Origin of the sequence: Nitratireductor sp. CH_MIT9313-5 (genome assembly GCF_037029545.1) — a bacterium.
Taxonomy (GTDB): domain Bacteria; phylum Pseudomonadota; class Alphaproteobacteria; order Rhizobiales; family Rhizobiaceae; genus Chelativorans.
The window spans coordinates 112,437-136,130 of record NZ_JAYMER010000016.1 but is presented as its reverse complement, the minus strand read 5'-3'; the positions used below and the strand labels follow the sequence as shown (position 1 = coordinate 136,130).

Below are 23,694 nucleotides of genomic sequence, written 5' to 3'. Positions count from 1 at the left end.
CTGCTGACCTTCTGGACGGATCAGCAGCGATGATGGGTGCAGGACTTCCAATGGCTGATGCAGCACGCAAGCTCGATTCCGGCGACACGCCGCTTTATCGGGAAGCGCCAAACAATATCGAGGCTGAACAGGCGCTTCTGGGTGCCATCCTCGTCAACAATGACGCCTTCTATCGCGTCTCGGACTTTCTGAAGCCCGATCATTTCTTTGAGCCGCTGCACCGCAAGATCTACGAGGTTGCCTCGGAACTGATCCGAATGGGCAAGATGGCCAATCCGGTGACGCTGAAAACCTTCCTGCCGGCCAATGAGAAGGTCGGCGACATGACGGTGATGCAGTATCTGGCGCGTCTTGCCGCCGAAGCCGTGACCGTCATCAACGCCGCCGACTATGGCCGCGCCATCTATGACCTCGCAATCCGCCGTTCGCTGATCACGGTTGGCGAGGACATGGTCAATATCGCCTATGACGCGCCTGTCGACATGGCGCCTCAGGAGCAGATCGAGGATGCCGAGCGTCGGCTTTTCGAACTGGCCGAAAGCGGTCGTTATGACGGCGGTTTCGAGAGCTTTGGCGACGCCACCAAGTTGGCCGTCGACATGGCCAATGCAGCCTTCATGCGCGAGGGGCATCTGTCGGGCCTTTCCACCGGACTTCGCGATCTCGACAAGCGGATGGGCGGGCTTCAGGCCTCGGATCTTATCATCCTGGCCGGTCGCCCGGGCATGGGTAAGACCTCGCTTGCAACCAATATCGCCTTCAATGTCGCCAGTGCCTATGAACCTGTGCAACAGGCGGACGGTTCCATGGCTGCAGCCAATGGTGGCGTCGTTGGCTTCTTCTCGCTCGAAATGTCGTCCGAGCAGCTTGCCACGCGTATCATTTCCGAGCAGACGGAAATCTCGTCATCCAAGATCCGCCGTGGTGAGATCAACGAGGCGGAATTCGAGAAGCTGGTTGCCTGCGCCCAGACCATGCAGAAGGTGCCGCTCTTCATCGACGCGACGGGCGGCATTTCCATCGCCCAGCTTTCAGCCCGCGCGCGCCGCCTGAAGCGCCAGCGCGGCCTTGACCTCATCGTGGTCGACTATGTGCAGCTCATGCAGGGCTCGTCAGCCAAATCCGCGCAGAACCGCGTGCAGGAAATCACAGAGATTACCACGGGCCTCAAGGCGCTCGCCAAGGAGCTTTCGACGCCGATCATCGCGCTGTCCCAGCTCTCACGTCAGGTGGAATCGCGCGACGACAAACGTCCGCAGCTTTCAGATCTTCGTGAATCGGGCTCGATCGAGCAGGACGCCGACGTGGTGCTGTTTGTTTATCGTGACGAATATTACATCAAGAACAAGGAGCCGAAGCCGGGCACCGAGGAATATCTCAAGTGGGAGATGGACATGAACGAGGCGCGCGGCAAGGCGGAAGTCATCATCGCCAAGCAGCGTCACGGCCCGACGGGAACTGTTCCGCTGGCCTTCCACGGCGAATATACCCGCTTCTCGGATCTGGCCGAAGATTCGCATCTGCCTGAGCGTTTCGAGTGACGGAAACGGCCTCCTCGATCATAACGGGCGTATCGGCTCCCCTGGCAGGGGGTCGGCTAGTCATCGACCTGGATGCGCTGGCAGAAAACTATCGTGCGCTGAAACTTCTTTCGGGCGCTGCCGAGACTGCAGCCGTGGTGAAGGCCGACGCCTATGGGCTGGGCATCGCACCTGTTGCCAAGACGCTGTGCGCGGAAGGCGCGCGCCGCTTCTTCGTGGCATTGCCTGATGAAGGGGCCGCCTTGCGCGACGTGCTGCCGGATGCGGAGATATTTGTTCTGAACGGGCTGTTCGGCGAGGAGGCCGCGGGCATCTATCGCGAGAAGCGGCTTTATCCGGTGCTCAACTCGCAAAGCGACCTCTCCACCTGGGAGGCGCATGGCTATGACACGGACCACCCTCGCCCCTGCGCGCTGCATGTCGACACAGGCATGAACCGGCTGGGCCTCACCTTCGAGCGAGCTGAAGCCCTTGCGCGAGAAAATGCGCTGACCGGCGCGATCACGCCGCTCGTCGTCATGTCGCATCTGGCTGCGGCCGATAGCCCGGCCCACCCGCTCAATGGGAAACAACTTGAATCATTTCAGCGTGTTCGCTCGCTTTTCCCAGAATGTGATTCAAGTCTGTGCAATTCGGCAGGCATCTTTCTTGGCGGGGAATTTCTCGGTGAACTGACGCGTCCGGGCATTGCGCTTTATGGCGGTGCCGCGGTCAATGATGTCGACAATCCCATGCGCCCGGTCGTGACGGCTGAAAGCCGCATCGCACAGGTGCGGATGGTGAAGGCTGGCGAAACGGTCAGCTATGGCGGTGCGACAGTCGCCCGCGACACCATCGTTGCCGTCTGCTCCACCGGCTATGCCGATGGCTATCACCGCTCCGCCTCCGGTGCGCTGGTCCCGCTGCGCGATGCGTCGCAAACGCCAGGGGCCTGCGGCTTCATCCATGGAGTGCAAGTGCCACTGCTCGGGCGTGTCACGATGGACCTGACGCTGTTCGACGTGACCGAGCTTGGTCCCGATGCCGTGCATGTTGGCGAATATATTGAACTCTTTGGCCCGAACATGCCCATCGACGATGTGGCGAAAGCTGCAGGCACCATCGCCTATGAGCTCCTGACGTCGCTGGGGCGCCGCTATCACCGGCATTATGTCGGGGGTGCTCTCTGATGGCAAAATCGCGCACACAGTTCATCTGCCAGAATTGCGGCACGGTGCATGCCCGCTGGGCTGGCAAATGCGACGGCTGCGGCGAGTGGAACACGCTGATCGAGGAAGGCACGTCCAGCGGCATTGGTTCAGGTCCGCAGACCGGACGCAAGGCACGGGCCGGGCGCGCCGTGACGCTCACCACGCTCTCGGGTGAGATCGAGGATGCACCACGCATCATCACGGGCATCGGGGAACTGGACCGCGCAACCGGCGGCGGCTTCGTGCGGGGCTCAGCCCTTTTGGTCGGTGGCGATCCGGGTATTGGCAAATCCACGCTTCTGACACAGGCAGCCGCAGCGCTTGCATCACGCGGACACCGCATCGTCTATGTTTCGGGCGAGGAGGCTGTGGCGCAGATCCGCTTGCGGGCACAGCGCCTGGGCGTGGCCGAAACGCCGGTGGAGCTGGCGGCTGAGACCAATGTCGAGGATATTCTGGCGACGATTTCCGATGGCAAGCGGCCTGATCTCGTTATTCTCGATTCGATTCAGACGCTTTGGACCGACATGGCCGATTCCGCGCCCGGCACGGTCACGCAGGTGCGTGCTGCCGCGCAGGCCATGATCCGTTATGCGAAGTCCAAGGGTGCGGCCATCGTCCTCGTCGGCCATGTGACCAAGGAGGGCCAGATCGCCGGTCCACGCGTGGTCGAGCACATGGTCGATGGCGTTCTCTATTTCGAGGGCGAAGGCGGCCATCACTACCGCATTTTGCGCACGGTGAAGAACCGCTTCGGTCCGACCGACGAGATCGGCGTCTTCGAGATGGGCGACAAGGGCCTGCGCGAAGTTCCCAACCCGTCCGAGCTTTTTCTGGGTGAGCGCAGCGAGAAGGCACCTGGTGCAGCAGTCTTTGCCGGCATGGAAGGTACGCGGCCGGTTCTTGTGGAAATCCAGGCGCTCGTTGCGCCCTCACCGCTCGGCACGCCGCGGCGCGCGGTAGTGGGCTGGGATTCGGCGCGGCTTTCCATGGTTCTGGCCGTGTTGGAGGCTCATTGCGGGGTGCGCTTTGCGCAGCACGATGTCTATCTCAACATTGCCGGCGGCTACCGGATTTCCGAGCCTGCGGCCGATCTTGCGGTTGCAGCGGCACTTGTCTCCTCGCTTACCGGTCTTGCCCTGCCCGCCGATTGCGTCTATTTCGGCGAAATCAGTCTTTCGGGTGCCGTACGCCCTGTGGCCCATGCGGGTAGCCGCCTCAAAGAAGCCGAGAAGCTGGGCTTTACACAGGCAGCCATGCCGCCGGGCAATGAAGAGCCTTCCGGTGCGATGGCATCAAGGGTATTCAGGCCGGAAAGTCTGGCTGACCTCGTTGCACGTATCGCGGGTTCCGCGTCATCGTGAGACGTTGGCCAGGTGACATGAAAAGAAGAACGATGAGGGCCCTCCGCAAAGAGGAGTTGGGGTGACAATGCCAATCACGCTGCTGGACGGGGTACTCGTCGGCTTCACGCTTGTTTCGGCCATGCTGGCCATGGTGCGCGGTTTCTCACGCGAGGTGCTTTCCATTGCATCCTGGGCGATCGCGGCGCTGGCTGCTTTCTTCCTCTACCCTTACGTCCTGCCCTATGTGACGCCCTATATCAGCAACGAGATGCTGGCGATGGCGGTTGCGGCGGCGGCAATATTCTTCATCGCCCTGATCATCGTGACGATCATCACGATGAAACTGGCTGATTTCATCGTCGATTCGCGCGTTGGCGCACTCGACCGCACTCTCGGTTTTCTCTACGGCGCCGCACGTGGTATCCTCGTGGTCGCCGTGGCACTTCTCTTTCTCAACTGGCTCATGGGGTCAAACCCCCCGAGCTGGGTGAGCGAAGCCAAGTCGCGCCCGCTGCTTGACGGTGTTGGCGCATGGCTGCAGGACCTGATGCCCGATGATCCGGAAAACTCCCTCATCGACCGCATCTCCGGTGGCAGCGACGGCGAGGCTGAGACGAGCAACTGACGGCCTTTGAGGCTGCCGGTGTAACCCAAAGCAAGGGGCGGCCATAGAATGGCAGAACATAGCGCAGACGCACTCGCCGGCGAGGCGGACGATCATTTCCACGACGAATGCGGTGTATTCGGCATCTTCGGACGGCAGGATGCTGCCGCCATCGTCACGCTGGGGCTTCACGCGCTGCAGCATCGCGGGCAGGAAGCGGGCGGTATCGTTTCCTTTGACGGCTCGCAATTCCATGTCGAGCGCCATATCGGCCTGATCGGCGATACCTTCACCAAGCAGTCAGTTCTGGACCGGCTGAGCGGTCATCGCGCCATCGGCCATGTGCGCTATGCAACGACCGGCGGCTCGGGCCTGCGCAATGTTCAACCCTTCTTCGCGGAACTGGCCGATGGCGGTCTTGCTGTCGCGCATAATGGCAACATCACCAATGCCATGACCGTGCAGCGCCGCCTGCAGAAGGAAGGCTCGATCTTCTCGTCGACCTCCGACACCGAAACCATTATGCATCTGGTGGCAACCAGCAAGGAGCGCGACACCAATTCACGCTTCATCGATGCGGTGCGCCAGCTTGAGGGCGCGTTTTCACTGGTCGCACTCACATCGAAAAAGATGATCGGCTGCCGCGATCCACTTGGCATCCGCCCGCTGGTTCTGGGCGATCTGGATGGCGCTTACATTCTCGCTTCCGAAAGCTGCGCGCTCGACATTATCGGCGCGCGCTATGTGCGCGACGTGAAGCCTGGCGAGATGATCGTCGTAACAGATGCGGGCGTTGAAAGCTTCTTCCCCTTCGAGCCTGCCAAGCAGCGCTTCTGCATCTTTGAATATGTTTATTTCGCCCGCCCGGATTCGTCGGTCGAGGGGCGGAATGTCTATGAGGTGCGCAAGCAGATCGGTGCGGAAATCGCGCGCGAGAACCCTGTCGACGCCGATATCGTCGTGCCCGTGCCCGATTCCGGCACACCGGCTGCCATCGGGTTTGCGCAGGAAGCAGGTCTCCCCTTCGAGCTTGGCATCATCCGCAATCACTATGTTGGCCGCACCTTCATCCAGCCGACCGATTCAATCCGCCATATGGGCGTGAAGCTGAAGCACAACGCCAATCGCCGCTCCATCGAAGGCAAGCGGGTCGTGCTGGTTGACGATTCCATCGTGCGCGGCACGACCAGCCAGAAGATCGTGCAGATGGTGCGCGATGCGGGCGCGAAGGAAGTGCATATGCGCATCGCCTCCCCGCCCACGCGCGCCTCCTGCTTCTATGGCGTGGACACGCCTTCGGCGGCCAAGCTTCTCGCCTCGCGCATGTCGATCGAGGAGATGGCAGATTTCATCCGCGTCGATTCGCTGGGCTTCCTGTCCATCGACGGCCTCTATCGGGCTGTCGGCGAAGCCATGCGCAACAATGAGCAGCCGCAATACTGCGATGCCTGCTTCACCAACGAATATCCAACACAGCTGACGGATCTGGCCGGCACGGACAATGTGCGCCAGCTTTCGCTTTTGGCAGCAGGCGGGCAGTAGCCCGCCACATCCCTCGATATCAGGACGACACTCATGACGGACAAGCTCGATCTTTCCGGCCGCACTGCCCTTGTGACCGGCGCCTCGCGCGGAATCGGCTATTTCATCGCGAAGGAACTCGCCGCAGCAGGCGCACATGTGATTGCTGTCGCACGCACGGTGGGCGGCCTTGAAGAACTCGACGACGAGATCAAGGCGGCCGGCGGCGAAGCAACACTCGTCCCTCTCGACCTGAAGGACATGGCGGGCATTGACCGCATTGGCGGCGCGCTGCACGAGCGCTGGGGCAAGCTCGACATCATGGTGGCCAATGCGGGCATTCTGGGTGTTCTCTCCCCTATCGGCCATGTCGAGGCCAAGACCTTCGAGAAGGTCATGGAAATTAATGTCACGGCGACATGGCGGCTGATCCGCAGCCTTGATCCTTTGCTGCGCGCATCGGATGCAGGCCGTGCCATCATCATGTCGTCTGGCGCAGCTCATTCGGCCAAGGCCTTCTGGGGGCCCTATGCGGCTTCGAAGGCGGCCGTGGAGGCTTTGGCACGCTCCTGGGCGGACGAGACCAAAAACATGCCGCTGCGCGTAAATTCGGTCAATCCGGGCGCCACGCGCACTGCAATGCGGGCGCAGGCCATGCCCGGCGAAGATCCCGAGACACTGCCGCATCCAAGCGAGGTTGCAGCGAAGATCATACATCTGGCGAGCCCGGAACTGACGGAGACGGGCAAGATCTTCGACGTGAAGCAGAACCGCTTCACCACCTACCGAATGCCCGAATAGCTTCCACTTCTCGTTTGACGGCTGATCTCTTTGCGATACCCTGCATGGTGCTGCCGGACCGAAGGCCGGTCAGCGCGCGGGGCGACGCGCAGCATTGTTCGGACATGCAGGTCTGAAGCCCGATGCTCGCAGGAAACAAGATGCGGTGCCGCCTTGCGGGCACCCGTTCAAGAAGCGGGAGATACCAATGCAGATTGCCATTGCCGTAGTCATCGCCATCATCGCCTTATGGGTGGCACTTGCCGCCTATGCGATCGCCCGGCTGGGCATCGGCTTCAAGCAGGCCCTGCTGTATGCGCCCTTCAAGCTGTGGTACCGGATCGACGACCAGCAGATCCGCGCGGCACGCACGGCCCCCACTCCGGTGATCTATGCGGTTTGGCAGCAGTCACGGCTTGAGCCCGCCCTGATGCTTTCCCTGCTACCTGACGAAACCTTGCATATACTTGACGAGGCTTCGGCGCGCGCGTGGTGGCTCGACCCCTGGCGCAGTCTCGGCCGGTGCATCTCCTTCAATGCGAGGCATGTCTTTGTCAGCCGGCGCCTTGTGCAGCGCCTGAAAGGCGGCGGACGCCTTGCGGTCTATCTTCCGGATGATACCGATCCCGATCAGCGCAGCTTCCGCCTGTTCCGTGCGATTGCCCGCATCGCCATGCGCGCCGACGCCCAGGTCGTGCCGGTATTCATCAAGGGGGCCGACAAGACGGCTTTCTCGCTTTCGAAAGGCAAGCGGCCCCTGCCCGCGCTTTCAATTCGCACGCTTGAGCCGGTAACGCTGGAGGCGCTCAAACAGCGCTCGTCCAATGGAGAATTGCGTGCCTCCCAGGCGCTTCTGAACCGCATGCTGGAAGCGCGCGGCATCCTGGTCCGGGAAGAAGAGCGCGTCGTGGAAGCCGCCTAGTCAGCGCCTTCTGCACCATTTTGCGCGGCAGTCTTCGCCTTCTCCTCCTCGCGCGCAGCGCGCTTCACATAGGCACGTGTGCCAAAGCTCAGGAACAGCAGATAGGCAACGGCAGAAGCGGCCATGGTCGCCCAAGTATAGCTTGCCAGAAGCAGCGCGTAGAGCACCACGGCGAACATGACCGGCAGGACGAATTCGCGCCTGACGCGGCTACCCGAAGCCTTGCCCGAATAGACCGGCAGTTTGCTGACCATCAGAACGCCGATGGCGATGGTGTAGGCAATCGAGGCATAGATGAATACAGGCTGCGCCGAGAGCCCCAGAAAGCCGAGATAGACCGGCAACATGACCAGCGCTGCACCGGCGGGTGCGGGAACACCCACGAAATAGTCGCCTTGCCATGTTGGCCGATCCTCGTCTTCCAGCATGACATTGAAGCGCGCCAAGCGCAGCGCGCAGGCGATTGCAAAGAGCAGTGCGGCGATCCAGCCAATCGCGCCGGCACCATTCAGCAGATAGGCATAAAGCACCAGCGCGGGTGCCACGCCGAAATTGACGATATCCGCCAGCGAATCCATCTGTGCGCCGAAGCTCGATGAAGCCTTGAGCATGCGCGCCACGCGCCCGTCAACCGCGTCCAGAAACGCGGCCAGTAGCACCATCATGACCGCCAGCTCAAAGCGCATCTCGAAGGCCAGGCGAATGCCTGAAAGTCCTGCGCAGATGGCGAGAATGGTAATCAGATTGGGCACGATCAGGCGCAGCGGCATTTCGCGCAGACGCGGACCGCTGCCATCTCCGTGCGGCTGGAAGGGCTGGAACGGACCTGCCATCACGAAGCCCTTACGACCGGTGGCGGCGCATCGCTGCCGAATTCGGCGATAACCGTCTCGCCACCGACGGCCAGCTGGCCAACCGCCACGCGCGGGCGCGCATTTGCCGGCAGATAGACATCAACGCGAGAACCGAAACGGATGAGGCCAAAGCGCTCGCCGACGGAGACTTCGCCGGGCACGTCCACCCAGCAGACAATGCGCCGTGCGACCAGACCTGCGATCTGCACCACAGGTACAGGACCATGCGCGCTCTCGATGATCAACGAGTTGCGCTCGTTCTCACGGCTTGCCTTGTCGAGCTCGGCGTTGAGGAAACGGCCGGGGCGGTGTTCGACCGCAGATATGCGGCCACGGACCGGAGCGCGGTTGATGTGGCACGAGAAGACATTCATGAAGACGGAAATGCGCGTCATCTCCTCGTCGCCCAGACCAAGCTCGGCTGGCGGGACGGCCGGCTTGACTGAAGAGACAATGCCATCGGCAGGTGCGATGACCAGCTTGTCATCGACTGGTGTGACGCGCGGCGGGTCGCGGAAGAAATAGACGCACCAGGCTGTCAGGATGACGCCGATCCAGAACAGCGGATCCCAGATCAGGCCCAGAATGATCGTGCCCACGGCAAAGGCAGCGATGAAGGGATAGCCTTCTCGATGGATGGGGACAAAGGTGTGCCGGATCGTGTCGAGCAGGTTCATTTTTTCCGCGCTTTCATGAGGCTTTGCAGTCGTGACTTCCTAGCGCATGGCCAAATGAAATAAAATGGTTTTCGCCGTTACTGCAGGTTGCACTATTGCTCGTAGGTCGGCCTCTTGCGCACCACGATGCCAAGCTCGTCGGTCTCCCTTGCAATTCGCAGCCTCTCCTCTGCCTCGCTCGCCTCACGCTGGCGATTCCACATGTCAGCGTAAAGCCCACCGGCATCCAGAAGTTCCCCATGCGTGCCGCGTTCGGCTATCTCCCCGCCCTTAAGAACGATAATCTCGTCGGCAGTGATGACGGTGGAGAGACGGTGGGCAATGACCAGTGTCGTGCGCCCCCTGGAGACAAGATCGAGGGCGGCCTGGATCTCCTGTTCGGTATGTGTATCAAGCGCCGAGGTGGCCTCGTCGAGGATCAGGACCGGCGGTGCCTTGAGGATCGTGCGGGCAATTGCCACACGCTGCTTCTCACCGCCTGAGAGCTTCAGACCGCGCTCGCCGACCATGGAATCATAGCCGTGGGGAAGACTCTCGATGAAGTCGGAAATCTGTGCCAGTTCGGCAGCCCGGCGCACATCTTCATCGCTCGCATCGGGGCGGCCATAGCGGATATTATAGGCTATGGTGTCGTTGAAGAGCACCGTGTCCTGCGGAACCATGCCGATGCTTGCCCGAAGGCTTTGTTGCGAGACATTGCGCACATCCTGACCGTCGATGGAGACCGCGCCGGACTGCACGTCATAGAAGCGGAACAGGAGGCGTGAAATCGTCGATTTGCCAGCACCCGAAGGCCCGACCACGGCGACCGTCCTGCCCGGCGGGATCTCGAAGCTGACGCCCTTGAGGATCGGCCGCTGAGGATCATAGGCGAAGACTACATTGTCGAAACGGACATGGCCCGCTTCCACCAGCAATTCCGCAGCGTTCGGCTTGTCAACGACCTCGGCCTTCACGTCCAGAAGCGCGAACATCTCTTCGATGTCGGTCAGACCCTGGCGGATTTCGCGATAGACGGAACCGATGAAATTGAGCGGAATGGAAAGCTGCATCAGCATGGCGTTGATGAATACGAAATCGCCAACCGTCTGCGTGCCCTGCATCACCTCGTAGGCCGAAAGCCCCATGGCGGCCGCCATGCCGAGCCCGAAGATGACGCCCTGCCCGAAATTGAGCCAGCCCAGCGAGGTCCATGTGCGCGTGGCAGCCTGCTCGTAGCGCGCCATGGAGCGGTCAAAGCGTTCGGCCTCCATGGTCTCGTTGTTGAAATATTTAACCGTCTCGAAATTGAGCAGCGAGTCGATCGCCTTGGTGTTGGCGTCCGTATCCGACTCGTTCATCTGGCGGCGGATGGCGATGCGCCAGTCGCTCGCCTTGACGGTGAACCAGATATAAAACCCGACCGTCACCGCGATGATCGCCACATAGGCACCGCCATAGGCAAAGGCGAAAATGCTGGCGGCAAGCGCGAATTCCAGCAGCGTCGGTATGGTATTGAGAATGGTGAAGCGGACGATCGTATCAATGCCCTTGGTACCACGCTCTATGATGCGCGAGAGACCGCCCGTGCGCCGCTCGAGATGAAAGCGCAGCGACAGCTCGTGCATATGCACGAAAGTGCGATAGGCGAGCTGGCGCACCGCATGCTGGCCGACCTTGGCAAAAAGCGCGTCGCGCAACTGGTTGAAGCCCAGTTGGGTGATGCGGACAACATTATAGGCCACCACCAGCATGATCGGTCCCGCCAGAAGCGGAGGAAGCCAGCCCGGGACATCCCCCTCTCCCGACAGTGCATTGGTCGCCCATTTGTAGAAATAGGGTACGAGGACGAGAATGACCTTGGCCAGTACCAGGAACATGGACGCAAACAGGACGCGGCGCTTCAGGTCCGGTCGGCTCGAAGGCCACATGTAAGGCCAGAGATTGCGAAGCGTGCGGAAGGTTGAGCCGGAATCGGCCGATACGGTCTTCTGTGCCAAGTGTGACGCCTTAAATGCTCGAATGCTTCAACTGGTCTTCCCCGCTTGCACAGCAAGTGCCGAGGAAGCTGTTCATCTGCGCCCGCGTTTCATCCAGCGCCTCTTTGTTGATGGTGTAGCGCGAGCGTGGCCGCTCCTGCCTGAAATCAACGAGGCCCGCTTCCTGGAGGATTTTCAGGTGCTGCGAGACGGTGGATTGCGCAAGGCCGACACGTCCGACCACATCCTTGCAGCAGCAGGCGTCCCGTTCAGCCAGATGACGCAGGATTTCCAGCCTTGCCGGGTGAGCCATGGCCGAGAAGCGGCGTGCCAGCACCTTGTCGCGGCAGCAAGTGGAGAGGTCATCGGATGTATTCATCGTAGATCGACGATATACGATGAAATTTCCTCAAGCAAGCCGCTCTCGGGTTCCACCCTGTGAGCAGCTGCATTTATTGCGCTGGGCTGCTTTCAGCCCGACGCTCGTCAATGGCAGTCAGATCGGCAGGCTCGCCCTCGGCACTTTCAGCGGGTAGCGAGAAAACCTGTCCCGGCCAGATGAGGTCGGGATCACGAATCTGATCCTGATTGGCCAGGTAGATCGTCGTGTAGCGCATGCCACGGCCATAGACGCGGCGGGAAATGTGCCACAGCGTGTCACCGCGGCGAATAATCACCGCTCCATCCACAGGCTGGAGCGCAGGTGCTGTCGTCTGTGCAGGTGCGGCAGACGTGGATGCGCTCTCGTTTGCTGTCCCTGCGGGTTCTGCCGCGGTGTCAGGAACCGCTGCCATCTCCTGCTCACGACCAACCTCGTCCCCAGCGTCGCTCTGAGAAGTGTCGTCCGCGCTTGCCTCGCCGGTCGCGCTCGACGTGGCACCTTCGGCCGCTTCTGTCTGCGCCTGATTGCCTGCATCCGCACTCATCGAGGAAGGCGCTGGCGCCGCGCCGGTGCTGGTCTCCTCACCACCAGAGGCAGAGGCTGCAGCGGTCGATGCCGAAGCCGAACGTTCCTGCGAAGCCTCGCCATTTTCGGCACTGGTGCTTTCGGCCATTTGTGTTTCGTCGGTTGCTTCGGGCTGCACCGAAGGCGCGTCAGGGCGCGAGGCAACGGCTGCAACATGCGCGCCTTCCTGTCGTGAGAAGGGCACCGCTGCGCGCGCAATGACCGACTGACCATCCTCACCGATCACATCCGCACGAACGGTATAATCGCCTACCGGGATCGTTCGTGATGCGTCAACGAGAAAGTGCCCATCAGGCCCGGCCTCGGACTGGCCAATCAGGATATCATCGAAATAGACTCGGACCTTTGCGCCCCTGGCCGCACGACCCGCCACAAAAACCTGTTCACCGTCAATCTCCACTGCCTCGATGAATGGCATCTGGAAATCTGCGGCAGTGGTGGTGGGAGCAGAGTTTTCACCGGCATCAGAGCCACTTGAAACGCCCGCGGCATCGCCTGCTCCCGCCTGCTCTTCAAGTCGATCATCTGCCTGCGCACCGGCCTCAGCGGTCCGTGCTGCCTCCTGACCTTCGGGCTCGAAATTCCCGTTTTCAGAAGCAAGCTCTTGGCCTGGCGCTTGAGCCTCGCCGGTGGCGGCATCCGTTGAGCCTTCACCCGATGCGGCCACATCATTTGCCGCCACGCCCTCACCAGCCGCAGCAAGAGCGTTTTCGCCTGACCCACCATCGGGCCCTGCCGATGCGCTTTCGCTAGGCCCATTTTCGCCGGAAGACGGCGCGTCGGCGGCATCCGCGACAGCACTCGCCTCATCATTCGGCAGAGTGTCGGCACCACCAGCTGCAGCCTCAGACTGTCTGGTCTTTGCCTCACCGGACGACTGCGCAGTCTGGCTGCCTTGAGCATCATCACCGGGCTGATCAGCCACGGGTTTGGGTGCTTCGGGCCGAGAGACCACGCGCGTGGGCGCACCGGGCTCCTGCACCATAGCCAGAACCTGCCCCTGCTCTCCTTCGGGAATCGACACGATGGCCGTCTCTACCGATGTTGCTGCCAGCTTGTCCGGGCCGGTGGAGCGAAGAACGATATTATGGTCGCCGGCCGACAGCGGCTCATCAAGCACCGCCACGAAATCGCCACCCGCTCCCGAAGTGGTTCGCGCAAGCACGCGCGTGCCTGACAATACCTCGATCTCCGAATCGGGCGCGGCATTGCCGGCCACGACCAGATCGCCATTGGGCTCTGCGCGCACGAGATCGAAGCGCGGGATCGCCACTTCCTGTGCGGTATTTTCGCTGCCAGCGGGTTCACCGTCAGCTTCACCTTCATTCATGCCGGAAGCGGATTGGTCGACAGATGCCGCTTCACTGCGATCCGTCTTGGCCGTCGTCGACGATGCCGGTTCTTGTGCATCCGATGACGCGGCTTGCTGGGCGCTGTCCTGCGTTGCGGCGAGCTGGCGCTCTTGCGCCCTTTCGTCAAGCAGCGGATCAAGCGCGCCCGCGTAATAGGCAACCCCGGTCGCGCCCACCAGGGCGCCCAGGACGTAAAGCAGTATCTTTATCGGAGCAGTCGGCATTTTTCGTAAGTTCCCTGAGCCCCTTACCGATCTATCCCTTTTTGTCAGATGCTACAATAAACATAGGCTTATCCAGCGGTTTTTCACCTGTTTTTGAAGCTTTGCGAGGCGTAAAACCCGTCCGCGTTCATGCAGGGAACTTGCCCGCAACATCATTTGATCTTGACCGGCAGGCGGCCGCCACGGCAAATGCGTCCCATGACACAGATCAAATCCGTTTGCGTATATTGCGGCTCTTCCACGGGCCATGACGAAGCCTTCATGACCGCTGGCCGGCAGCTTGGCGCGGCTATTGCCAAGGCGGGCATGAGCCTTGTCTATGGCGGCGGCACCCGCGGCATCATGGGTGCGGTTGCGGCGGGCTGCCGTGAAAATGGCGGCAAGGTGACCGGCATCATTCCGCGTTTCCTGATGAACCGCGAGGCATCAGAAGACGAGCTTGTCGATCTCGACGAACTCATCGTCACTGAGGACATGCACGAGCGCAAACACAAGATGTTTGAACGCTCGGATGCCTTCGTGGCACTGCCTGGCGGCATCGGAACGGTCGAGGAGATCGTCGAGATCATGACCTGGGCGCAGCTTGGCCGTCATGACAAGCCGATGATCTTCGCCAGCATCAATGGGTTCTGGGACCCCATGATGGCCCTTCTCGACCATATGCGCGAAGAAGGCTTCATCCACTCCGCCAACCGCGTGCGCCCGAAGGTCGTGCAGTCGGTGGACGAGATCGTGCAGATCCTCTCATCCGCATCCCAGAGCCGGGATGGCGAGGAAGCCGTCATAGAGCGCATGTAGCAAGGCCCGGCCGGATGGCCTCAACGCAGCGGCGCTGCCGCCGCTGCCTTGGCCTTTCGGCTCTCCTGGAACATGGAAAGCGTATAGAGCGCCAGCCCTACCCAGATCAGCACGAAGGCGATTGCGCGAACGAGATCGAACGGTTCGGCGAAGACGAATACCGCGATCAGGAAGATCATGGTAGGCGCGATATATTGCATTATGCCGATGGTGGAATAGCGCAGCAGCTTTGCGCCGAATCCATAAAGCAGCAATGGCACGGCGGTGATCGGACCGCAGGCGAGAAGTAGCAGGATGTCGCTTGTGTCGCTGGAAAAGAAGTGCCCCTGTCCCGTTCCTTCAAGCCACAGAATGTAGCCCAGCGCCGGGATTGCCATCAAAAGCACTTCCAGGAAGAAGCCCTGGCTTGGACCGATGGGCAAGGTCTTGCGCAAGAAGCCATAGATGGCGAATGCAAGTGCCAGCACCAGCGACACCCACGGCAGGCCACCCGCATTCACCGTAAGAATCACCACGGCGATGATGGCGAGGCCGACAGCGGCCATCTGCATGCGTGTCAGCTTCTCACCGAGAAAGAGTGCTGCCAGCCCGATGGAAACGAGCGGATTGATGTAGTAGCCGAGCGCGGTCTCTACAGTGCGGTCGACCGAAATCGCCCAGACATAGGTGCCCCAGTTGATGGAGATGACTGTAGCAGTGATTGCCGCCATGACGAGCGTGCGAGGCGAGCGCAATGCGGCGGCGACATCCGCCGTGCGGCCTAGCACCATCAGCACCACACCGGCCAGCGGCACGGACCACACCACCCGATGAGCAACCACTTCGGCTGCGGGCATATGCGCCACCGCCTTCATGAAAAAGGGCATCAGCCCCCAGAAAAAGTAGGCCATGAAGGCAAAGCCGAAACCGCGCAGCGCCCCTTGGCGAGCCTGCGCCTCCTCCCCGATTGTCGATTGTGCCATGCACTATTCGGCCGCGAGGCCGACCTTTTCGCGATTGGTGACCAGCTTGTAGACGATAGAGTCCATCAAGGCCTGGAACGATGCGTCGATGATATTGTCCGACACGCCGACCGTCCACCATCTGCGGCCTGTACCATCCTGACTTTCGATTAGTACACGGGTAATGGCTTCGGTGCCGCCATTGAGGATGCGCACCTTGTAATCGGTGAGCGATAGGTCAGCGATTTCGGCTTGATATTTGCCCAGATCCTTGCGCAGCGCGATATCGAGGGCGTTGACCGGGCCGTGCCCCTCTGCCACCGACATCAATTCCTCGCCGTCCACCGTCACGCGCACAACGGCCTCGGAAACCGTCTTCAGGCTGCCATTGGCATCGTAGCGTCGTTCCACCATGCAGCGGAAGCTGTCGACCTTGAAGAATTCCGGCACCTGGCCAAGCGTTCGGCGGGCAAGAAGGTTGAAGCTCGCATCGGCCCCTTCATAAGCATAGCCTTGAGCCTCGCGCTCCTTCACAAGTGCGATCAGCGTATCAAGGCGGGGATCATCCTTTGCGACCGCGATGCCGCGCCGCTTCAGTTCGGCGATGAAATTCGCCTTGCCGCCCTGATCGGACACCATGACCCGGCGCGAATTGCCGACGACTTCCGGCGGCACATGTTCATAGGTTTCCGGCTCCTTCAGCAGCGCAGAGGCATGGATACCCGCCTTTGTCGCGAAGGCCGAGGCGCCGACATAGGGCGCCTGCGCATCCGGAGCTCGGTTGAGCAATTCATCAAAGGCGCGCGAAAGTTTGGTCAGGCCAGCCAGATCATCACGCGCGATGCCAAGCTCGAAACGCTCCGCATAGGCCGGCTTCAATAGCAGCGTGGGAATGAGCGTGACGAGATTGGCATTGCCGCAGCGCTCCCCGATGCCGTTCAGCGTGCCCTGGATCTGGCGGACACCCGCTTCAACGGCAGCAAGCGAGTTGGCGACCGCCTGGCCGGTATCGTCATGAGCGTGGATGCCGAGATTCTGGCCCGGAATGCCTGCCTCGATCACCGCTTTCACGATTTCGCGGATTTCCGCCGGCTGCGTTCCGCCATTGGTGTCGCACAGCACCACCCAGCGCGCACCCGCCGCGATCGCGGCCTTCGCGCAGGCCAGCGCATAGTCCGGATTGGCCTTGTACCCATCGAAGAAATGCTCGCAATCCACCATCGCCTCGCGCCCTGCCTCGCGGGCGGCGGTTACTGATGCGCTGATCGATTCGAGATTCTCCTCATTGGTGCAGCCAAGCGCCACGCGCACATGATAGTCCCAGCTTTTCGCGACATAGCAGATGGCGTCGGCCTTCGACTGCAGGAGGCCAGCGACGCCCGGATCGTTCGACACGGAAACGCCGGAACGCTTCGTCATGCCGAAAGCCACGAATTGCGCGCGCTGTGTGCGCTTCTTCTCGAAAAACACCGTGTCGGTCGGGTTTGCACCCGGATAGCCGCCCTCGACATAATCAATGCCGAATTCGTCCAGCATCTTCGCGATTGCCTGCTTGTCCTCGACCGAAAAATCAATCCCCGGCGTCTGCTGGCCGTCGCGCAGGGTCGTGTCGAAGAGATAGATGCGTTCGCGGGTCATGGGCGGAGTTCCGGTGGGTTCGGGTGATCTCCCATCGACTGCGCCACAGCCACGATATGGCTGCAGACACCATCGAGGGAATGAAGGATGTCGTCGTTCCAGAAGCGGATGATGGTCCAGCCGTCAGCTTCAAGGCGCTTGGTGCGCAGATTGTCCAGACGGCGATTGTCTGCTTCCCCATGCTGCGAGCCGTCGACTTCAACAATCAGCTTTCTGGCCGGACAGGCAAAGTCGACGATATAGCCAGCGACAGGGTATTGTCTGCGGAAGGGCAGGTCCATCAGGCGATGTGCGCGCAATTCGTTCCAGAGCTTCAATTCTGCAGACGTCATCTGGCGCCGCATGGCCTTGGCATTTGATCGGGTGCGGGGCGGAACAGGAGTATGTGGCATCAGCTGACTCCTGCAGTCAAAAATGCAGATTTCAGCGCCCCTTCACGCCCCCCTCTGCCCTGCCGGGCATCTCCCCTACGAGGGGGAAGATTGCGGGTGGAGGGCTTGGCGGCAAACTGGCAGAGGGTTTCCTCACAGCGCTGCGGATGAAGCTCGAAGGTTTCCGACTCGTCACGCCCCCCTCTGCCCTGCCGGGCATCTCCCCCACGAGGGGGGAGATTGCAGGTGGAGAGGTTGTGCGTTTCCTTCAGAGCTATGGCGAAAGCATGCGCGCAAGCCAATATCCCCCCTTGTGGGGGAGATGTCCGGCAGGACAGAGGGGGGTGCCTGCGCTTCACGTTCATCAGAGAAGCTCCCTCACCCCTTCACCTCCCATTTCGTCCGACGCTCGCCAGTCTCAGGGTCCTTGTAATCCATCAGTTGGATACCCTCAGCGGCAAGCTCGTCACGAATGCGGTCGGCTTCGGTGAAGTTTTTTTCCTTGAGCAGCGTGAGGCGCCTTGTGACACGCTCTTCCAGGCTGGCGGTGTCAGTGTCCGCCGATACCTTGGAGGCGAACCACTCGCTTTCGGTCTGACCGAGCAAGCCGAGAAGGGCTGCGCTCGCCTTGAGGCATTTGCGGGCGCCTTCGCTGCCCTTGGCCGCTTCGGCACGCAATTCGTGCAGCGCGGTGATGGCACCAGTCGTATTCACGTCGTCCAGCAAGGCGCCGATCGTGTCTGCACAGTCGATGCCGCCCGTCTGCGCCTCACCGACAGCACGGTACCATCCATCGAGCACGCTCTCCGCTTCCTCAAGCTTGCGCACCGAAAAATCGATGGGCTCCCGGTAATGCGTCATCAGCATCGCAAGGCGCAGCACTTCGCCGGGCCATTTGCGGCCGCCGAATTTTTCGGTGTGGAGCAGGTCGTGGATGGTGATGAAGTTGCCTTCCGACTTCGACATCTTGCGGCCCTCGACCTGCACGAAGCCGTTATGCATCCAGTAGCGCGCCATCATGTCGGTGCCGTGGGCGCAGCGGGACTGGGCAATCTCGTTTTCATGATGGGGGAAGATCAGGTCCAGCCCGCCACCGTGAATGTCGAAGGTCTCGCCAAGATAGGCTGCCGACATGGCCGAGCACTCGATATGCCAGCCCGGACGGCCGCGGATGACGAGCAGCTTTCCGTCGACGGTGAAGCTTGCATCCCAACCGGGTTCTTCGCCTGAGGATTCCTTCCAGAGCACGAAATCGCCGGGGTTTTTCTTGTGGTCATCGACTGCCACCCGCGCGCCGGCGCGCTGGTCTTCCAGCTTGCGTTTGGAGAGGCCGCCATAGTCGGCCATCGAGGTGGTGTCGAAAAGGATTTCGCCTTTGGCCGCATAGGCATGGCCGCGATCGATGAGAGACTGAATCAGGCTCACCATGTCGGCCTTGCCGTCGTCGCGCGGTAGGACGAAATCGGTCGCGCGTGGCTCCACCGTCGGCTCAAGGCAGCCGAGAGCCTTCACGTCCTCGTGGAACTGGTTTGCCGTCTTTTCCGTGACATTGCGGATTGCCTCGTTGAGCGGCAGGCCGGGAAAGTCGCGAAGGGCGCGCGCATTGATCTTGTCGTCAACGTCGGTGATGTTGCGCACATAGGTGACATGCTCCTCACCATAGAGGTGGCGCAGCAGGCGGAACAGCACGTCGAACACGATGACAGGCCGTGCATTGCCGATATGGGCAAAGTCGTAGACGGTCGGCCCGCAGACATACATGCGCACATTTTTCTGATCGAGAGGCTCGAAAACCTCCTTCTCGCGGGTGAGCGTGTTGTAGATGCGCAGTTTTTGATCGTTTTCAGACATGCCCTATCCCATTGACGATGAACCACGTGACCGGCCGGCTGGCCAGGGCGTTTTTCGTGTCAGGGAAGCGAGGGCGAAAACGACCGGACCAGCGTGAGGCGCTAGCCAATAATGCAAATGCAGATCGTGGTGCACGGCGTTTTCATGGGCGTGGTTATCGCCTTGATGCAACCGCGCGTCAAGCGCGGCTTTCGCTTCAATTGAAGCTCCAAATTGGTGAATGTGCGAAAGTCATCGTGAACAGGATGTTAAGCATCTGGGCGCATTTTTTATGAACTGGAGCCGCGCTGAGACGTTAGCGACATGATTTCGACGGAATCGCTCAGCAAATCGCCAGGAAGTGAAACAGGAATAGCCAGGCAATTATCATGGCCCAAGTTCAAGCGAACACCGAAGCGAAACCAGAGATGAAGGCGCAGCTCGTGGAAGAGTACCGCAATGTCGGTCCTGCCGCTGTCAGGGGTGCGCTTTGCTGCTCCAAGCCAAAGCAGGAAGAGCCGAAGAAGCGCTCATACCAGCCGCGCGAAGAGGCTTAAGGCCAGCGCGAGCATCACGGCACCTATCAGCGTGTCGAGAATGCGCCAGGAGGCTGGGCGCGCGAAAAACGGCTGAAGCAGCCGCGCGCCATAGCCCAGTGCGAAAAACCATGTGAAGGATGCAGCCACTGCACCTGCAGCATAGGCCGCACGCGCGTTCCCTTCATAGGCTCCGGAGAGCGAACCTATGAGCACCACCGTGTCGAGGTAGACATGGGGGTTGAGGAAGGTGAAAGCCAGACAGGTCGCAATCGCGTCGCGCAGCGAGCCATCGCCGTTACGCGCAGCACTCATACCTTCCGGATGAAGCGCCCGGCGAAATGCCATGACGGCGTAGACGCTGAGAAACAGCCCTCCCCCCAAGGTCACGATGGTGATGAGGCGCGGAGAGTTGGAAACAAACGTTCCCACACCCGCCACACCGGCCAGAATCAACACCGCATCTGCCAGCGCACATATGAGGCAGAGCACGAAGACATGCTCGCGCAACAGACCCTGGCGCAGGATGAACGCGTTCTGCGCGCCAATTGCGATGATGAGGGAGCCGCCGAGCAGAAAACCGGCGGCAAGGGGAGCGAGAAGAGAAGCTGTCATGGCTTCCCCTATGCCGCCCGGGGACCGGGGCCGCAAGTGGGCCACTGGCCCCAGCGCTTAATCCAGCTGTTTCGGCCCATGCGCCCGCTGGATCAGAAGAGCTGCATCTGCGCGTCGTCGACCGGCTTCTCGGCAGGTTTGCCTGTTTCTGCCGGTTGCACGCGCTCCTGGATTTCAGGACCGGTATTGGCAACCTTGTTGACGAGATTGGAAACGGGGATGGCTTCGAAGAAGCCGGGCTCCGGCGCCACCATGAGGTCGGCCACGTCCCGCGGCTCGTTGTTGATGCAGTCCAACCAGCGCCCGAATTCCTCTCGGGGGATCATCACCGGCATGCGGTCGTGGATGGGCGCGAATTCCTCATTTGCCGTCGCGGTGAGAATGCAGCCCGTGTCGATTTCACTGCCGCCAGGTTCGCTATAGGTCTCCATCAGGCCGGCAAAGGCGATGACGCCGCCATCGCGGGGGCGCACCCAATAGGCCTGCACGCTCTTGCCCCCTTCCCTGCGCCACTCGTAGAAACCGGAGGCCGGCAGCAGCGCGCGGCGATGACGTATTGCGGCGCGGAAGCTGTTCTTTTCGGTAACCGACTCGCTGCGTGCATTGATGATGAGCGGGAATTTCTTGGGATCCTTGACCCATGAGGGCAGAAAGCCCCAGCGCACCAGCTTCGCCTCCCGGTCGGGCAGATTGGAGCCGGGTTCCCGTGGACCCGTGGAGCAGGCCATCAGCACAGGCTGCGTCGGCGCGATATTGTAGCGCGGGGGAAAGGCATCCACGTCAACCACGCCCAGAAGCGCTTCCACCTCTTCAGGCGAAGCGGTTAGCGAGAACCGGCCACACATCGTTCGTCCTTTCAGCCTGCTGCCTGCAAATGGTAGGGAGGGCCAGGCATGCTTGCAATGGCATGCGACAGTTGGAACCGTCACAAGTCGGGAGAGCACGCATTGAACGAGATAGCCGCGGTTGCCGTGGTGGTCGAGAGGAATGGCAAGTTTCTTCTGACCCGACGCATCAATCCACCCTATGCGGATCAGTACGGTTTTCCCGGTGGCAAGCTCGAGCCTGGCGAAACACCCGAACAGGCCGCGCTGCGGGAACTGCGTGAAGAAACCGGCATAACCGGATCAACGCCGCAGCATCTCTGCCAGATCATGGTGCCGAATGTGGATGGCAAGCCGCCCTTCCGGCTCGATGTATTCAGGCTCGGCATGACCGGCGGCGAGTTGAGCGCGGGCAGTGATGCACGCGAAGCGGGTTGGTATGATCTGGAAGAGATGCGCCGGATGCCGGTGATCGGATCAACGCTGGACATTGCCGAAGATCTTTCTGCGCCGCCTGCGTCTTAACAATCACGACAGATTTGTCTTGCATGGCAGCAGGATTGGACGCAACAAGCAGGCATGGGATTGAGACGAACCATATTGGCCCTGGCCGCGATTTCCAGCCTGGCGGCACCGCTGTCGGCACGCGCCATCGAGACGCCCTACGACAAGCAGCTTCTGCGCCTGGCGGAGGTATTGGGTTCGGTTCATTTTCTGAGCAATCTGTGCGGCGAGAAAAGCGACGTCTGGCGTGAGCGGATGCTCTCGCTTCTACAGGCCGAGGGGCCGGAGGCGGACCACCGCAGCAACATGATATCGCGCTTCAATCACGGCTACCGCTCTTTCGAGGCGATCTATCGCCGCTGCACGCCATCAGCACGCCATGCCTATCGCAGATATATGGATGAAGGTGCGGAAATTGCCGACGAAATGGTGCTTCGCTACGGCAATTAGGCGAAATCTGCGCCGCGCTTACGCAATATTTACCACGACCTGTGCGTTTTGGGGCAGCAGTGCATCGCTCATGCTATTTTCATTGCGGGGGATGTAATCGGGATCAACGCGCAGCGTCTGTTTGTAAGGTTGCGCGGGTGGAGTTTCAAAACATGCATATGACTGCCGCAGATATCGACGCGAAGCTTGAGGAAGAAAAGCGCAGCAGCTCGGCTGCAAGCCACAGCGCTGCCTGGGCTGAAGGCCTCTGGGCTGGCATAGAGCCTGAAATCATTGCCGAGGAAGCGTTGGAAACGGCCATGGAAGAGCTCGTGCGCATGGGCTGCGAAGACAAGTTCCTCGACCTCCTGGACCAGATGCGCACGCGCGTCATGGCCGGCGATTTCGCAGCCGAACGCGTCTGCCACTGATTTCGACGTCTTCCGTGCTATAAAGGCGGACGGAATATCTGCCTTTGTACATCCTGGCCGGGACCAGCCCTCGATGCACCGTTCACTATTGGCGGGAACATTCCTGCTTCTCTTCACGACTGCCGCCAGCTTGGCCGCAGCCGGCTCCAGCACCGGCCTTGATGACGAGATCGAGGGTGAGTCACGCCCTGCCCCAAGTTCACAGATTCCTCTCCCGCAGGAAGGCGACAAGCCTGAGGCGGAGAACGGCGAGCCGCCGGAGGGCAATGTCACGCGCCCCGATACGCGTGAGGAAACGCCCATTCCAGACGTGCTGTACGACATTTCAGCCCTGCCGGAGCCCGTGCAGCGCATGCGCAAACTTCTGATGGATGCTGCGCGCAGCGGCGACATCGAGAATCTGCGCCCGCTGATCGGAACCGGAGCCAACCGCACACAGATGGCGCTTGGCGGGCTGGAAGGCGACCCGATCGAGTTCCTGCGCGAGATTTCGGGCGATGATGAGGGTCAGGAAATCCTGGCGATCCTGCTGGAAGTTCTCGAAGCGGGTTTCGTGCATCTGGATGAGGGCACGGAGCGGGAGCTTTATGTCTGGCCCTATTTCTTCTCCGTGCCGCTGGAAGAGCTGACGCCTGCCCAGAAGGTAGAGCTGTTCAAGCTGGTGACTGCAGGCGACTATGAAGAGATGCGCACCTTCGGTGCCTATATTTTCTATCGCACGGCAATCACGCCGGATGGAGAATGGCTTTTTTTCGTTGCGGGCGACTGAGCAAGCCCCGCCCTTGCCACCTTCAAGCAGCACGCATAGCTATAGCCGCAGTTTCCAGCGCATGAGATCGTG

23 protein-coding genes and 1 pseudogene are annotated in these 23,694 nt (G+C 60.9%); 13 read left to right on the top strand and 11 right to left on the bottom strand.

Annotated elements, in window-relative coordinates; translation table 11 throughout:
- Positions 1-50 precede the first annotated feature (50 nt).
- From WA367_RS13255 to WA367_RS13225, 7 genes are all read left to right on the top strand, one after another.
- The gene (locus WA367_RS13255; RefSeq protein WP_336057245.1) at positions 51-1,541 is read left to right on the top strand and encodes a replicative DNA helicase; all 1,491 of its coding nucleotides are present in this window, start codon (positions 51-53) and stop codon (positions 1,539-1,541) included.
- Positions 1,538-2,710 carry an alanine racemase gene (alr, locus tag WA367_RS13250; protein WP_336057244.1) on the top strand — a complete coding sequence of 391 codons (1,173 nt, stop codon included), beginning with the start codon at positions 1,538-1,540 and terminating at the stop codon, positions 2,708-2,710. The genes WA367_RS13255 and alr overlap by 4 nt, the downstream gene beginning before the upstream one ends.
- Entirely contained in the window at positions 2,710-4,095 is a 1,386-nt protein-coding gene (gene radA / locus WA367_RS13245) for a DNA repair protein RadA (protein WP_336057243.1), read from the top strand. Before alr ends, radA begins: the two co-directional genes overlap by 1 nt.
- A 67-nt stretch (positions 4,096-4,162) precedes the next feature.
- On the top strand, positions 4,163-4,702 hold the full coding sequence (locus tag WA367_RS13240) for a CvpA family protein (RefSeq protein ID WP_336057242.1): 540 nt from the start codon (positions 4,163-4,165) through the stop codon (positions 4,700-4,702).
- Between the two features lie 48 nt (positions 4,703-4,750).
- Complete coding sequence (purF, locus tag WA367_RS13235; RefSeq protein WP_336057241.1) at positions 4,751-6,223, top strand: amidophosphoribosyltransferase; 1,473 nt, start codon at positions 4,751-4,753, stop codon at positions 6,221-6,223.
- 33 nt (positions 6,224-6,256) lie between these two features.
- On the top strand, positions 6,257-7,003 hold the full coding sequence (locus tag WA367_RS13230; RefSeq protein WP_336057240.1) for an SDR family NAD(P)-dependent oxidoreductase: 747 nt from the start codon (positions 6,257-6,259) through the stop codon (positions 7,001-7,003).
- A gap of 187 nt (positions 7,004-7,190) precedes the next feature.
- Entirely contained in the window at positions 7,191-7,904 is a 714-nt protein-coding gene (locus WA367_RS13225; RefSeq protein WP_336057239.1) for a 2-acyl-glycerophospho-ethanolamine acyltransferase, read from the top strand.
- Here the strand turns inward: WA367_RS13225 and pssA are convergent.
- The 5 genes and pseudogenes from pssA to WA367_RS13200 all read right to left on the bottom strand — a co-directional run bounded on the left by pssA (position 7,901) and on the right by WA367_RS13200 (position 13,936).
- Positions 7,901-8,737, bottom strand: coding sequence for a CDP-diacylglycerol--serine O-phosphatidyltransferase (gene pssA, locus WA367_RS13220; RefSeq protein WP_336057238.1), 837 nt, complete (start codon positions 8,735-8,737; stop codon positions 7,901-7,903). The genes WA367_RS13225 and pssA overlap by 4 nt on opposite strands.
- A pseudogene (locus WA367_RS13215) lies at positions 8,737-9,441 on the bottom strand (phosphatidylserine decarboxylase); the annotation flags it as partial. The pseudogene WA367_RS13215 and the gene pssA, both read right to left, overlap by 1 nt.
- Positions 9,442-9,527: 86 nt before the next feature.
- Positions 9,528-11,414 (bottom strand): ABCB family ABC transporter ATP-binding protein/permease, encoded by a 1,887-nt coding sequence (locus WA367_RS13210; RefSeq protein ID WP_336057237.1) that lies wholly within the window; start codon positions 11,412-11,414, stop codon positions 9,528-9,530.
- A 10-nt stretch (positions 11,415-11,424) separates the two neighbouring features.
- A complete protein-coding gene (locus WA367_RS13205; protein ID WP_336057236.1) occupies positions 11,425-11,772 on the bottom strand; it encodes an ArsR/SmtB family transcription factor in 348 nt (115 codons plus the stop codon).
- A gap of 73 nt (positions 11,773-11,845) precedes the next feature.
- The gene (locus WA367_RS13200; RefSeq protein ID WP_336057235.1) at positions 11,846-13,936 is read right to left on the bottom strand and encodes a LysM peptidoglycan-binding domain-containing protein; all 2,091 of its coding nucleotides are present in this window, start codon (positions 13,934-13,936) and stop codon (positions 11,846-11,848) included.
- A gap of 198 nt (positions 13,937-14,134) precedes the next feature.
- On the opposite strand from WA367_RS13200, the gene WA367_RS13195 reads away from it, so the two are divergent.
- Positions 14,135-14,734, top strand: coding sequence for a TIGR00730 family Rossman fold protein (locus tag WA367_RS13195; RefSeq protein WP_336057234.1), 600 nt, complete (start codon positions 14,135-14,137; stop codon positions 14,732-14,734).
- A 20-nt stretch (positions 14,735-14,754) separates the two neighbouring features.
- On the opposite strand, the gene rarD is transcribed toward WA367_RS13195, so the two are convergent.
- The 4 genes from rarD to cysS form a co-directional block, all read right to left on the bottom strand.
- A complete protein-coding gene (rarD, locus tag WA367_RS13190; RefSeq protein ID WP_336057233.1) occupies positions 14,755-15,696 on the bottom strand; it encodes an EamA family transporter RarD in 942 nt (313 codons plus the stop codon).
- 3 nt (positions 15,697-15,699) lie between these two features.
- The gene (cimA, locus tag WA367_RS13185; protein WP_336057232.1) at positions 15,700-17,313 is read right to left on the bottom strand and encodes a citramalate synthase; all 1,614 of its coding nucleotides are present in this window, start codon (positions 17,311-17,313) and stop codon (positions 15,700-15,702) included.
- Positions 17,310-17,705: an endonuclease domain-containing protein gene (locus WA367_RS13180; RefSeq protein WP_336057231.1), complete on the bottom strand. Its 396-nt coding sequence runs from the start codon at positions 17,703-17,705 to the stop codon at positions 17,310-17,312. The genes cimA and WA367_RS13180 overlap by 4 nt, the downstream gene beginning before the upstream one ends.
- 357 nt (positions 17,706-18,062) lie before the next feature.
- On the bottom strand, positions 18,063-19,535 hold the full coding sequence (gene cysS, locus WA367_RS13175) for a cysteine--tRNA ligase (RefSeq protein WP_336057230.1): 1,473 nt from the start codon (positions 19,533-19,535) through the stop codon (positions 18,063-18,065).
- A gap of 368 nt (positions 19,536-19,903) precedes the next feature.
- Here cysS and WA367_RS13170 point away from each other — a divergent pair, with 368 nt between their 5' ends.
- The gene (locus WA367_RS13170) at positions 19,904-20,071 is read left to right on the top strand and encodes a transcriptional regulator (protein WP_152552975.1); all 168 of its coding nucleotides are present in this window, start codon (positions 19,904-19,906) and stop codon (positions 20,069-20,071) included.
- Here the strand turns inward: WA367_RS13170 and WA367_RS13165 are convergent.
- Positions 20,045-20,665: a LysE/ArgO family amino acid transporter gene (locus tag WA367_RS13165; protein WP_336057229.1), complete on the bottom strand. Its 621-nt coding sequence runs from the start codon at positions 20,663-20,665 to the stop codon at positions 20,045-20,047. The two genes, WA367_RS13170 and WA367_RS13165, sit on opposite strands and share 27 nt — an antisense overlap.
- Positions 20,666-20,757: 92 nt before the next feature.
- Positions 20,758-21,510, bottom strand: a complete 753-nt coding sequence (locus tag WA367_RS13160) for an SOS response-associated peptidase (protein WP_336057228.1) — start codon at positions 21,508-21,510, stop codon at positions 20,758-20,760.
- Between the two features lie 48 nt (positions 21,511-21,558).
- Here WA367_RS13160 and WA367_RS13155 point away from each other — a divergent pair, with 48 nt between their 5' ends.
- From WA367_RS13155 to WA367_RS13140, 4 genes are all read left to right on the top strand, one after another.
- Positions 21,559-22,014: an NUDIX hydrolase gene (locus tag WA367_RS13155; RefSeq protein ID WP_336057227.1), complete on the top strand. Its 456-nt coding sequence runs from the start codon at positions 21,559-21,561 to the stop codon at positions 22,012-22,014.
- Positions 22,015-22,074: 60 nt separating this feature from the next.
- Positions 22,075-22,443 carry a TIGR02301 family protein gene (locus WA367_RS13150; protein ID WP_336057226.1) on the top strand — a complete coding sequence of 123 codons (369 nt, stop codon included), beginning with the start codon at positions 22,075-22,077 and terminating at the stop codon, positions 22,441-22,443.
- Positions 22,444-22,595: 152 nt separating this feature from the next.
- Positions 22,596-22,853, top strand: coding sequence for a hypothetical protein (locus WA367_RS13145; RefSeq protein ID WP_336057225.1), 258 nt, complete (start codon positions 22,596-22,598; stop codon positions 22,851-22,853).
- 73 nt (positions 22,854-22,926) lie between these two features.
- Positions 22,927-23,622, top strand: coding sequence for a cytoplasmic protein (locus tag WA367_RS13140; RefSeq protein WP_336057224.1), 696 nt, complete (start codon positions 22,927-22,929; stop codon positions 23,620-23,622).
- Positions 23,623-23,694 lie beyond the last annotated feature (72 nt).

What these genes read in the sequence shown, in the direction of transcription:
- WA367_RS13255 (WP_336057245.1), top strand. Translation starts at nt 51, where the DNA reads ATGGCTGATGCAGCACGCAAGCTCGATTCCGGCGACACGCCGCTTTAT.
- radA (WP_336057243.1), top strand. Translation starts at nt 2,710, where the DNA reads ATGGCAAAATCGCGCACACAGTTCATCTGCCAGAATTGCGGCACGGTG.
- WA367_RS13240 (WP_336057242.1), top strand. Translation starts at nt 4,163, where the DNA reads ATGCCAATCACGCTGCTGGACGGGGTACTCGTCGGCTTCACGCTTGTT.
- purF (WP_336057241.1), top strand. Translation starts at nt 4,751, where the DNA reads ATGGCAGAACATAGCGCAGACGCACTCGCCGGCGAGGCGGACGATCAT.
- WA367_RS13230 (WP_336057240.1), top strand. Translation starts at nt 6,257, where the DNA reads ATGACGGACAAGCTCGATCTTTCCGGCCGCACTGCCCTTGTGACCGGC.
- WA367_RS13225 (WP_336057239.1), top strand. Translation starts at nt 7,191, where the DNA reads ATGCAGATTGCCATTGCCGTAGTCATCGCCATCATCGCCTTATGGGTG.
- pssA (WP_336057238.1), bottom strand. Translation starts at nt 8,737, where the DNA reads ATGGCAGGTCCGTTCCAGCCCTTCCAGCCGCACGGAGATGGCAGCGGT.
- WA367_RS13205 (WP_336057236.1), bottom strand. Translation starts at nt 11,772, where the DNA reads ATGAATACATCCGATGACCTCTCCACTTGCTGCCGCGACAAGGTGCTG.
- WA367_RS13200 (WP_336057235.1), bottom strand. Translation starts at nt 13,936, where the DNA reads ATGCCGACTGCTCCGATAAAGATACTGCTTTACGTCCTGGGCGCCCTG.
- WA367_RS13195 (WP_336057234.1), top strand. Translation starts at nt 14,135, where the DNA reads ATGACACAGATCAAATCCGTTTGCGTATATTGCGGCTCTTCCACGGGC.
- rarD (WP_336057233.1), bottom strand. Translation starts at nt 15,696, where the DNA reads ATGGCACAATCGACAATCGGGGAGGAGGCGCAGGCTCGCCAAGGGGCG.
- cimA (WP_336057232.1), bottom strand. Translation starts at nt 17,313, where the DNA reads ATGACCCGCGAACGCATCTATCTCTTCGACACGACCCTGCGCGACGGC.
- WA367_RS13180 (WP_336057231.1), bottom strand. Translation starts at nt 17,705, where the DNA reads ATGCCACATACTCCTGTTCCGCCCCGCACCCGATCAAATGCCAAGGCC.
- cysS (WP_336057230.1), bottom strand. Translation starts at nt 19,535, where the DNA reads ATGTCTGAAAACGATCAAAAACTGCGCATCTACAACACGCTCACCCGC.
- WA367_RS13170 (WP_152552975.1), top strand. Translation starts at nt 19,904, where the DNA reads ATGGCCCAAGTTCAAGCGAACACCGAAGCGAAACCAGAGATGAAGGCG.
- WA367_RS13165 (WP_336057229.1), bottom strand. Translation starts at nt 20,665, where the DNA reads ATGACAGCTTCTCTTCTCGCTCCCCTTGCCGCCGGTTTTCTGCTCGGC.
- WA367_RS13160 (WP_336057228.1), bottom strand. Translation starts at nt 21,510, where the DNA reads ATGTGTGGCCGGTTCTCGCTAACCGCTTCGCCTGAAGAGGTGGAAGCG.
- WA367_RS13155 (WP_336057227.1), top strand. Translation starts at nt 21,559, where the DNA reads ATGCTTGCAATGGCATGCGACAGTTGGAACCGTCACAAGTCGGGAGAG.
- WA367_RS13145 (WP_336057225.1), top strand. Translation starts at nt 22,596, where the DNA reads ATGCATATGACTGCCGCAGATATCGACGCGAAGCTTGAGGAAGAAAAG.
- WA367_RS13140 (WP_336057224.1), top strand. Translation starts at nt 22,927, where the DNA reads ATGCACCGTTCACTATTGGCGGGAACATTCCTGCTTCTCTTCACGACT.